Below are 9,789 nucleotides of genomic sequence, written 5' to 3'. Positions count from 1 at the left end.
GCGGTTGCGGGGGGGCCCCTGCGGGTCCCGACGCTGCCGGGTTTGTGCTGGCGCCCGTGGGGGGGCGCGCCGACCAGAAGGGGGCGGGGCTGGCGGGTCAGCCGGCCGCGTCCGGGTACCCACCCGCCGATCACGACGTCGGCGAGCCGGTGCACCTTGATCTTCACCCAGCTCTTCGACCGTGCCCCGGGCTCGTACCGGGAGGTCAGCCGCTTCGCGATCAGCCCCTCCACCCCGGCCTCCCGGGACATCGCCCACGCCTCAGCCCCGTGGCCGGTGATCGCCGCAGGTGTCGACCAGGCGGGCCCGGCCAGCCCGAGACCTTCCAACAGTTCCCGCCGCTCCGCGTACGACAGGCTGGTCACGGGGCGGCCGTCGAGGTGTACGACGTCGAAGAGCATCAGGTGCGCAGGCACCCGGGCCGCCATCCGCGCGGCCTTCGCTGGAGCGCTGACGAGGCCCATCCTCTGCTGGAGGCGCTCGAAGTCGCTGCGGCCCTGATCGTCGAGCGCGACGATCTCACCGTCCAGCACGGCGCTCCGTGTGCCGAGGGCGTCGGCGAGGGGGAGCAGCTCGGGGTAGGCGGCGGTGATGTCCGTACCGGAACGAGCGCGGACGAGGAGGGTGCCGTCGCCGGGCAGGTAGACCGTGGCGCGCTGTCCGTCCTGCTTCACCTCGAACGCGTAGAGGTCCTCCATTCCGGCCGGCGGCAGGGGGCCGGGGGTTGCGAGCATCGGCTCGATCCTCGGCAGTCCGGCACTCGAAGCAGCAGGGTCAGGAGGCACTGCGCTTCTTCGCGGCCGTCTTCTTCGCCGTCTTCTTCGACGCCGTGGATTTCTTCGACGCGGCCGTCTTCTTCGCCGGTGCCTTCCTGGCGGTCTTCTTCGACGGCCGCATCTCGTGCACGGTGGCGTCCTCGCCGTCCTCACCGCGCGATTCCTTCGCGGCCTTGACGGAGGCGTTCAGGGCGGCCATCAGGTCCACGACCTCGCCCTTCTCCGGCTGCCCGTCGTCGGCCGGGGACGGGAGGGCCTCGCCCCCGGACTTCGCCGCGATGATGTTCTCCAGGGCCTCGCGGTACTCGTCGTGGAAGCCGGACAGGTCTTCGATCGTCATCCGCTCGGCCAGCTCCAGGGCCTGCTCGATCTCTTCCTCGCCGACCTCGACCTCGCGCGGGGCCAGCTCCTGCGGGCTGCGGACCTCGTCGGGCCACTTCATGGAGTGCAGCACGATCGCACCCTCCCGGATCCTCAGAAGCCCCAGGCGCTCACGCCCGTGCCACGCGAACTTGGCGACTGCGACCTTCGACGAGCGTTCCAGGGCTTTGCGCAGCAGCGTGTAGGGCTTGGCGGCGACCTGTCCGTCGGCGGCCAGGTAGTAGGAGTCGCTGATACGGACCGGGTCGATCGTGCCGGCGTCGACGAACGCGGCGATCTCGATCGCCTTCGCCGTCGGCAGCGGCATCTGCTCCAGCTCTTCGTCCGTCACCGCGACCGTCTCGTCCTTCGCGATCTCGTAGCCTTTGCCGATCTCGTCCTGGGAGACGATCTCACCGTCGAGCTCGCAGACCTTCCTCGTCCGCACCCGGCCCATGTCCGTGAGGTGCACTCGGTGGAAGTGGACGTCATGGTCCTCGGTCGCGGACACGATCTTCACCGGGATCGTGACCAGCCCGAAACTGATGGCACCGGCCCATAGTGGTCGCGGCATCTTCTCCACCTCCAGTGCCCCACGCCGTTGTCCGGCGAGGAAGGGCCGGGAACGCCCGGTCGGAAGCGCCGGGCCGGCTACGTCGTACTGCTGATCCTCACGCGGGGCAGAGGAGCCCGCATCTCCACCAGCGCGGCTGTCGTGCGGCCCGGCCCGGGTGGGTCACCACGGGCGGCGCTCTACGTACACCGTTCTCGCGCTGTAGACCTCCGAGGCCGGGCGGGGCGCGTAAGCACGTGCCCCGCCGCAGCAGCCATCGGCGGGTGAATCAGGCGTTCCGGGCCTGTTCGACGGTGGGGTAGACGCGGAGGAAGGCGTCCGCGCCGACGACGGCGAGCAGACGTTCGATGGTTTCAGAGGGGGCGGCTATGCGCAGGTCGGTGCGCTGGTGGGTGGTGAGGAGGAGCCTGAGGAACATGGAGTCGGCGAAGGTGATGCCGCTGGCGTCGAGAATCACGCCGGCGTGATCGGCCAGGGCGGTGTCGATCTGTGCTTGGAGGGGCGGGAGGGAGTCCAGATCGAATTCGCCGCGGGGTGCGATGACGGCCAGCGGCACGCTGCTCGGTCTGCGTTCGGGGGTCGACATGGAGATGAGTATTCCCTGCCGTGAGATCGCGCCAGATGCCAGGGGCATACCCGCTGTCCTCGCCCGGGGCGGGAGAGGGCTCTGCCGGGCCCGGCTCGGCCTGAACACCGGTCAGGGGTGGGAGCAGGCCGGTGGCACCGGTGAGATCCCGGCCGCGCTGAAGGGACCGCGCTGAGAGAACCCACCACCGCTCCGGACGCAGAGCAGGTCAACGGGGCCGGCGGAGATGCCGCGCGCAACGGCCCCGCCCCGTGGCCAGGGGGACCGAGATGGTGATCGCACGCGGGCTGGACGGCGGTACACCGGTACTCGAACGGCGGCCCCGAAGGTTCCCGTCAGGGCGTCGGTCAGCGGCGCGTTCCGCCACGTCAGGGTTTTCTGGCGACTGCCCCGTACATGGCGATGTCGCGGCCGTCGATGCCGCTCTGTTCCGGCCCGGGGCGCCAGGCATGCGCCTGGGTGACCCCCGGGTCCTGCAGCTCCAGCCCGTCGAAGAACGAGGTGGCGGACCGTAGGTCCCGCAGGACGAAGGGCATGCCTTGCCGGCGGTACTCCTGGGCGACCCGGTTGACCTCCTCGGGTGCGAAGTCCGCGGTGCCGACGGTCATCGCCAGGTAGCTGCCGGACGGCAGTGGATCCAGCAACCTTGTGATCAGACGCCGGTCGTCGGGCGGCAGGATGAAGTGCATGATGCCGATCACCATGAGACCGACAGGCCGGCTCAGGTCGATCAGCTCACGGAACTCCCGGCTGCCGAGGATGGCGTCGGGGTCGTGCATGTTCGCGTCCACATAGGCGGTAGCGCCCTCGGGCGAACTCCGCAGCAGGGCGCGGGCGTGAGCGAGGACGATGGGGTCGTTGTCGACGTAGACCACGTGCGATTCCGGAGCCGCCTCCTGCACGATCTCGTGCAGGTTCGGCGACGTCGGAAGACCGGTTCCGACATCGAGGAACTGGCGGATGCCCCGTTCCTCTGCCAGAAAGCGGGCGGCTCGGTGCATGAAGCGGCGGTTCTCCAGCATGTGCACAGGCAGGGCGGGCCAGTGCCGGACCATGGCGTCGCCCGCTTCCGCATCCACGGGGTAGTGGTCCTTGCCACCCAGGATGTAGTCGTACACCCGGGCGGAGTGGGCACGTGAGGTCGCCAGTCCGTCCTGACGGTCGTTCGGCGTGTTCATGCAGAGCCTCTTTCGTCCGAGGACGGGCTTCCTCGACGGTATAGAGGCCCTGTTCCGGGCGCAAACGATGAGGTTCCCGAAGGGGTGGTCAGGAGTCCGGCCGGGCTCGCAGGGCGATGATGGCGATGTCGTCGCGTCGGTGGTGAAGAGGCGGCAGAAGCCCGCGGACCAGGGAGTGCAGCGGCAGGCTCCGGCGGGCCGGCGCGTCGGTGCGTTCACGCAGCCGCCGGAGGTTGTCGCCGATGTCCGTGTCCGGCGTCTCCACCAGCCCGTCGGTGTAGAACACCAGGGTGTCACCGGCACGCAGGTCCGCGCGGAGGGTGGTGCGGGCGAGGTTGTCCGTGACGCACAGGGGCGGGTCCGGGGCGGTGAGGCCGTGCAGATACCGCGACGGCGCGTCCGCCGGGATCAGCAGGGGCGGCGGGTGCCCGGCGTTGGACAGGGCGATGCGCCAGCCGCCCGGTGTCCGGCGGCGCAGGAGCGCGTGCACCGCCGTCACCATCGACGGACTGTCGAGCGCCTGCACGATGCGGTCGAGCCGGCTCAGGGTGATCGCCGGATCGGCGGCCGGGCCGCTGTCGTACGCGAGCCCCCGCAGGATGCTGTTGACGCGTCCCATCGCCATGGCCGCGTTGAGATCGTGGCCCGCGATGTCGCCGATGGACAGGGCGAGGGCGTCGGCGGAGAGCCGGACGGCGTCGTACCAGTCCCCGCCGACCTCCGCCGCCGAGTCCGCCGGATGGTAGAGCGCGGTGATCGTGAGACCGTCGACGGACGGCGGGGCCGCCAGGAACGACTGCTGCAGTGCGAGCGCCTTCCCACGGATGCTCTGCAGCTCCATCGTCCGGCGCAGCGGCCCGCTCATCTGCTGGAAGATGTCCCGCAGCAGGGAAAGGTCGGCCTCGTCCGGGGGCGGGTTGCCCCGGCAGGTCGCGATCGTCGCCAACGCGACGGTCCGGCCGTCCACCACCACGGGCAGCAACGCCACGCCGGTCGCGCGGGCCTCCCGCAGCCACCGGACGGAAGCGTCCGACAGCCCCTCCCCGGGAGGCCCGTCCGACGGGAAGACCAGCAGCCGGGCCTCCTGGCTCACGATGGCCCGCTGGGCGACCGGACCCAACACGAAATCGGCGTCCAGCGGCGGCAGCGGAGGCAGCCCCGGGGCGAGCCCAACACGCTCCGGCGACGCCGCGGCCGGTACCCCCGGAGGCCGCACACCGGCCTCGACGTCGTCCACGACACGGAAGATGGCCACCGCGTCGGCGATTTCCGGCACGACAGCCGCGGCCGTCGTCAGAAAGGCCTCCGAGAGATCGTGGGCCGCGGGCACCGCCGCCATACGCGCCAGCAGCTTCTCCCGCATCCGGGCGCGCCAGTGCTCCTCGGCGTCGGTGGCCGTTCCGATGAACTCCACTTCACCGTCCTCGTCGACGACCGGCGCCGCGATGATCTTGATGTGGCGGAAGCGGTCTGCGGCACCGTCGAGCCGCACCCTGACGATCGTGTCGAGAGGGGACCGCTGCCGCGTGGCCTTGCGCCACGCCCGCTGGAACCAGTCCCGGTCCTTGGGATGCACGGCGTCCATCCACGAGGTGTCAAAGCCCGGAGTCCAGAGCTTCTCGGCGATTCCACCCCCGGACAGCACGGTGACGTCGCCACCGGGCGACATCACCCATACCGACTGCGGCACGGCCCCATGAGCGCCTGGTACCGCCTGAGGAGACGCTCCTCGTTCACGGCCGCCCCCTCCGCCGCCGGGCCGACGAGCCCGAGGACCAGGCCGACGGCATGGCACCGCCTGCGGCCGTCTCTGATCGGCTCCGCCCGCCCCACTCTCCGGGCGGCGCCAGTGGATCATCACCACTCATGCTCCGATGATCTCTCGCATCCCGGACATCAGCACACCCAGGCGCTTCGAGTCACCACCGAGCCCGCCGGCGGCCGACAGCCTCGGTGGACGTCACGACGGTATGGGGGAACTGACGCGCCGCGCCTCAACCCGTAGGCGCACGGGGCGACATGTCTCCCCACTCGATCGAGTGGATCTTGGTGTCCCTGTACGCGATTCGGGCCGCCAGGCGTGTCCGCCGACGCGATCATGCGGCGGTGATCTCATCGATTCGGACGGCCGGCCGTCCCACGCCCCTGCTCCCGGCCGGGCTCGGTCTACTCGCTCTCCTCACCCTCCTTCCCGCGGTCCCGGCCTCCGCCGCACCTGTGCAGGACCCGTCGCCCCGGCCTGGGGCGACGGCGCCGGGCCGCCTCACGACCCCGGCCGAACGCAGGACCGCAGTCCGCCTCGACGCGCTGCGGGACGACCCGGCACGGCTCAAGGCCTTCTTCGCGGAGCTGCCCAAGGGCGGCGACCTCCACAACCACCTCTCGGGCGCGGTCACCACCGAGTACCTGATCCAGCTCGCGGGCGAGAGGGACCTGTGCATCGACGCCACCGACACCGCTGTGCGCCCGCCCTGCGGACCGGGCACCCGGCCCGCCGCCGACGCCCGCACGGACGCGGAGTTCCGGCAGCGGATCGTCCGTGCCTGGTCCATGCAGGACTTCCCCGCCGACCAGTCCGGCCACGACCACTTCTTCGACACCTTCGGCAAGTTCGGCGAAGCCACGCGCGACCGCGGCAAGATGCTCGCCGACGTCGCCAACACCGTTGTGGAGCAGAACCAGTTCTACCTGGAGACCCTGGTCACCCCCGCCTCGGACGCCGCGAAGAAGCTCGCCGACTCCGTGGGCTACGACGCCGACCTCGCCGCCTTCCACCGCAAGCTGGTCGCCGGCGGCAAGCTCGACGGGGCCGTCGCCGAGGCCGTACGGGAGGCGGACGCCGCCGACGCCCAGTTCCGGGAGACGGCGCACTGCGACTCCGACCGCCCCGACCCCGGCTGCCGCCTGCCCGTCCGGTGGATCTCCCAGGTCTCCCGCGGCAGTTCGAACGAGCGCGTGTTCACGCAGATGGCGCTCGGCATGCGGCTCGCGGAGCGGGATGCGCGGTTCGTCGCCGTCAACCTCGTCCAGCCGGAGGACGGGGAGAGCGCCCTGCGCAACTACCGCCTCCAGATGCGCATGCTCCAGTACCTGCGCACCCAGTATCCGGACGCCCGCCTCACCCTGCACGCCGGTGAGCTGACCCCCGGCCTGGTCAAGCCCGAGGACCTGACGTTCCACATCCGGGAGGCCGTCCTCGTCGCCGGAGCCGAACGCATCGGTCATGGCGTCGACCTGGTCCACGAGGACGACTGGCAGCAGCTCGCCCGGACGATGGCCCGGCGCGGTGTGGCCGTCGAGGTCCCGTTCAGCAGCAACAAGCAGATCCTGGGCGTCGCCGGCAACGACCACCCGTTCAACGCCTACCGCCGCCACGGCGTCCCGGTGGTCCTGGCCACCGACGACCCCGGCGTCTCGCGCATCGACATCAGCCACGAGTACCAGTACGCCCGCGCCACCTACGGCCTGAGCTACACCGAGCTGAAGGACCTGGCGCGCGCCTCGCTGACGTACGCCTTCCTCGACGGCGGCAGCCTGTGGGCCACCGGCGCCGAACGCTCCGGCTACCGCCCGGTGCGCGTCTGCGCCGGATCCCGGCCGGGCATCGCGCCCCCCGTCCCGGCCTGCGCCCGCTACCTCGCGGACAACGCGAAGGCGGCCACCGAGTGGCGTCAGGAAGCGGCGTTCGCCGGATTCGAACGTCGGCAGGGCGGAACGCGCTGATCCCGCGCCACCGCTGACCGGTCGATGACCGGGGGCGGGGCCGCACACGCGCCCCGCCCCCTCGTACGACGCGCGGCTCGCCCGGCCCGCGGCTACGCTCGCCGCATGGGAGAGAGCGGAGAGCACGAGACCGCCGAGCCGCCCGCGGACCGGGGAGCCCCCGACGACGACCACGCCCGGCTCGCCGCGATCGTCGACGCCTGGGCCGCCGCGATCGTCTCGAACGACGCGGCACGGATCGCGGACTTCATGGCCGACGAGTGGGTCATCGTCTCCGAGTCCGGCATCACCGAGCGGGAGGCGTTCCTCGCCTACGTCGAGTCCGGCGACCTGACCCACTCGGCGATGCGCGCCGTCACCCCGCCGAGGATCCGGATCCATGGCGACACCGCGACGGTCACCGTCCGGATCACCAACACGGCCCACTACGGGGGCCGCCGCTTCGACGCCGACGAATGGACCACGGACGTGTTCGTACGGCGGGACGGCGGCTGGCGGTGCGTGCTCAGCCACATCACGCCCGTCGCCACCCCGGCGGACCCGCCGCCCGACGCATGAGCCGGACGAACGGGAGCGCGGCGGACGGGAGCCGGGCGAGCGGCTCCGGCCACCGGAGGACTCGTCTCGGTTACCCGGCCGCCGCGGCCGTCTTCGCCATCGGGATGGCGGGCACCACGCTGCCCACCCCGCTCTACGGCCTCTACCGGGAACAGCTCGGCTTCTCCGAGCTGATGGTGACGGTGGTCTTCGCCGTCTACGCCCTCGGCGTGATCGCCACCCTGCTGCTCGCCGGGAACGTGTCCGACGAGGCGGGGCGTCGGCCCGTTCTCCTGGCCGCCCTGGGCTTCTCGGCGGCCAGTGCGCTCTGCTTCCTCTTCGAGGACGGGCTCCCCGCCCTGTTCGCCGGCCGGCTCCTCTCCGGGTTCGCCGCCGGACTGCTGAGCGGGGCGGCGACGGTCACCGTGATGGAGCTGGCCCCGCCGGGACGCGCGGCCCGGGCCGGGCTGGCCGCGACCGCCGCGAACATGGGCGGCCTGGGGTGCGGGCCGCTCCTGTCGGGGCTGCTCGCCGAATACGCCCCCGAGCCCCTGCGGCTGCCCTTCGTCGTGCACCTGGCGCTGATCGCCGCGGCCGCCGTCCTGACCTGGTTCCTGCCCGAGACGGTGACCTCCGCCCGGGTACGGGGACTCCGGCTGCGGCCTCAAGGCCTCGCCGTCCCGCCCGCGATGCGCGGCGTGTTCACCACCTCGGCGCTCGCTGCCTTCGCCGGGTTCTCGCTGCTCGGCCTCTTCACGGCGGTCGCCCCCGCGTTCGTCGCCGAGACGCTCGACGTGCACAACCTGGCCCTGACCGGTCTCGTCGTCTTCTCCGTCTTCCTCGCCTCGACGGCCGGGCAGGCGCTCATGGGGCGGGTCGGCGAGCGCCGCGCCCTGCCGGGCGGCTGCTTCGTCCTCGTCGCCGGGCTTGTCCTGGTCGGTGCCTCCCTGCTGTTCACCTCGCTGCCCCTGCTGATCGCCGGGGCGCTGTGCGGCGGCCTGGGCCAGGGGCTGGCCTTCCGCGGCGCGGTGACGGCGATCAGCGCGGCGGCACCGCCCGAGCACCGGGCCGCGACCGTCTCCGCGTTCTTCGTCATCGCCTACCTGGGCATCTCGCTGCCCGTCGTCGGCGTCGGCGCCCTCACTCTCGGCATCGGACTCAGAAACGCCGGACTCACCTTCTCCGGCTGTGTGCTGGCGCTGGCCCTGGGCGTCGGCCTGTACCTGGCGCGCCGGCCTCCCGCGCCCCGCTGACCCAGGGCCGGGCCTTCGGCGGCGAAGAGGAAAACCCTTGTTGTACCCGTCGATCACGGTGCGAGACTGGCCCGGTGGACACAGCGACGCGGTTGAGGCAGACGGTCATCACCTGGGCCGCGGGCGACGAGGACACGCCGACGCCCGCCGAGGCCGGGGCCGCCCGCGACCTGGCCGCCGGCCTGGGGCTGCGCACCGTGGTGCTCGTGGAGGGCGTCAGCGACCGGGCGGCGGTCGAGGCGCTCGCCGAACGTCAGGGGCGCACCCTGACCGCCGAGGGCATCGTGGTCGTACCGCTCGGAGGCGCCACCAGCATCACCCGTTTCCTGCGCCTCCTCGGCCCGGACGGCCTCGACGTCCGGCCCGCCGGCCTCTGCGACGCGGCGGAGCAGCGCTTCTTCCTCCAGGGCCTGGAGCGCACCGGCTTCGGCACCGGTCTCGCCCCCGACGACCTGGAGCCACTGGGCTTCTTCACCTGCCACGCCGACCTGGAGGACGAACTGATCCGGGCGCTCGGCACCGACGGCGTCCAGCAGGTCATCGACGACCAGGGCGACCTGCGCGCCTTCCGGATCTTCCAACGGCAGCCCGCCCAGCGGGAGCGGGCCGTCGAGGCGCAGTTGCGGCGTTTCATGGGGACCATCGGCGGCCGCAAGGAGACTTACGGCCGCGCGCTGACCGAGGCCCTGGACCTCACCCGCCTGCCCCGCCCGCTGGACGGACTCCTCGCCCACATCTGACCGGGGCTCGCGGCTCAGCGTCCGACCGGGGCCCGCGGCGCCCCGCCGGCCGACGGCGGACC

8 protein-coding genes and 1 pseudogene are annotated in these 9,789 nt (G+C 72.1%); 4 read left to right on the top strand and 5 right to left on the bottom strand.

Annotated elements, in window-relative coordinates; genetic code table 11:
* The 5 genes and pseudogenes from JS521_RS24865 to JS521_RS24845 all read right to left on the bottom strand — a co-directional run.
* A partial coding sequence (locus tag JS521_RS24865) for an ATP-dependent DNA ligase (protein WP_205085168.1) occupies window positions 1-734 on the bottom strand: 734 nt, incomplete at its 3' end.
* Window positions 735-774: 40 nt separating this feature from the next.
* Entirely contained in the window at window positions 775-1,710 is a 936-nt protein-coding gene (gene ku, locus JS521_RS24860) for a non-homologous end joining protein Ku (protein WP_205085167.1), read from the bottom strand.
* 268 nt (window positions 1,711-1,978) lie between these two features.
* Entirely contained in the window at window positions 1,979-2,296 is a 318-nt protein-coding gene (locus tag JS521_RS24855) for an STAS domain-containing protein (RefSeq protein WP_205085166.1), read from the bottom strand.
* A gap of 368 nt (window positions 2,297-2,664) precedes the next feature.
* A complete protein-coding gene (locus JS521_RS24850; protein WP_205085165.1) occupies window positions 2,665-3,474 on the bottom strand; it encodes an SAM-dependent methyltransferase in 810 nt (269 codons plus the stop codon).
* Between the two features lie 88 nt (window positions 3,475-3,562).
* Window positions 3,563-5,211 (bottom strand): annotated as a pseudogene (locus JS521_RS24845) (SpoIIE family protein phosphatase).
* A gap of 369 nt (window positions 5,212-5,580) precedes the next feature.
* On the opposite strand from JS521_RS24845, the gene JS521_RS24840 reads away from it, so the two are divergent.
* From JS521_RS24840 to JS521_RS24825, 4 genes are all read left to right on the top strand, one after another.
* Window positions 5,581-7,197: an adenosine deaminase family protein gene (locus JS521_RS24840; RefSeq protein ID WP_205085164.1), complete on the top strand. Its 1,617-nt coding sequence runs from the start codon at window positions 5,581-5,583 to the stop codon at window positions 7,195-7,197.
* Between the two features lie 105 nt (window positions 7,198-7,302).
* On the top strand, window positions 7,303-7,755 hold the full coding sequence (locus JS521_RS24835; protein WP_205085163.1) for a nuclear transport factor 2 family protein: 453 nt from the start codon (window positions 7,303-7,305) through the stop codon (window positions 7,753-7,755).
* Entirely contained in the window at window positions 7,752-8,987 is a 1,236-nt protein-coding gene (locus JS521_RS24830) for an MFS transporter (protein WP_205085162.1), read from the top strand. Before JS521_RS24835 ends, JS521_RS24830 begins: the two co-directional genes overlap by 4 nt.
* A gap of 74 nt (window positions 8,988-9,061) precedes the next feature.
* Window positions 9,062-9,727, top strand: coding sequence for an ATP-dependent endonuclease (locus tag JS521_RS24825; protein WP_205085161.1), 666 nt, complete (start codon window positions 9,062-9,064; stop codon window positions 9,725-9,727).
* Window positions 9,728-9,789 lie beyond the last annotated feature (62 nt).

Origin of the sequence: Streptomyces durocortorensis, from assembly GCF_016901035.1 — a bacterium.
GTDB classification, from domain to species: Bacteria; Actinomycetota; Actinomycetes; order Streptomycetales; family Streptomycetaceae; genus Streptomyces; species Streptomyces durocortorensis.
The sequence above is the reverse complement of the archived record's forward strand: the minus strand, read 5'-3'. Positions and strand labels throughout refer to the sequence as shown.

What these genes read in the sequence shown, in the direction of transcription:
- ku (WP_205085167.1), bottom strand. Translation starts at nt 1,710, where the DNA reads ATGCCGCGACCACTATGGGCCGGTGCCATCAGTTTCGGGCTGGTCACG.
- JS521_RS24855 (WP_205085166.1), bottom strand. Translation starts at nt 2,296, where the DNA reads ATGTCGACCCCCGAACGCAGACCGAGCAGCGTGCCGCTGGCCGTCATC.
- JS521_RS24850 (WP_205085165.1), bottom strand. Translation starts at nt 3,474, where the DNA reads ATGAACACGCCGAACGACCGTCAGGACGGACTGGCGACCTCACGTGCC.
- JS521_RS24835 (WP_205085163.1), top strand. Translation starts at nt 7,303, where the DNA reads ATGGGAGAGAGCGGAGAGCACGAGACCGCCGAGCCGCCCGCGGACCGG.
- JS521_RS24830 (WP_205085162.1), top strand. Translation starts at nt 7,752, where the DNA reads ATGAGCCGGACGAACGGGAGCGCGGCGGACGGGAGCCGGGCGAGCGGC.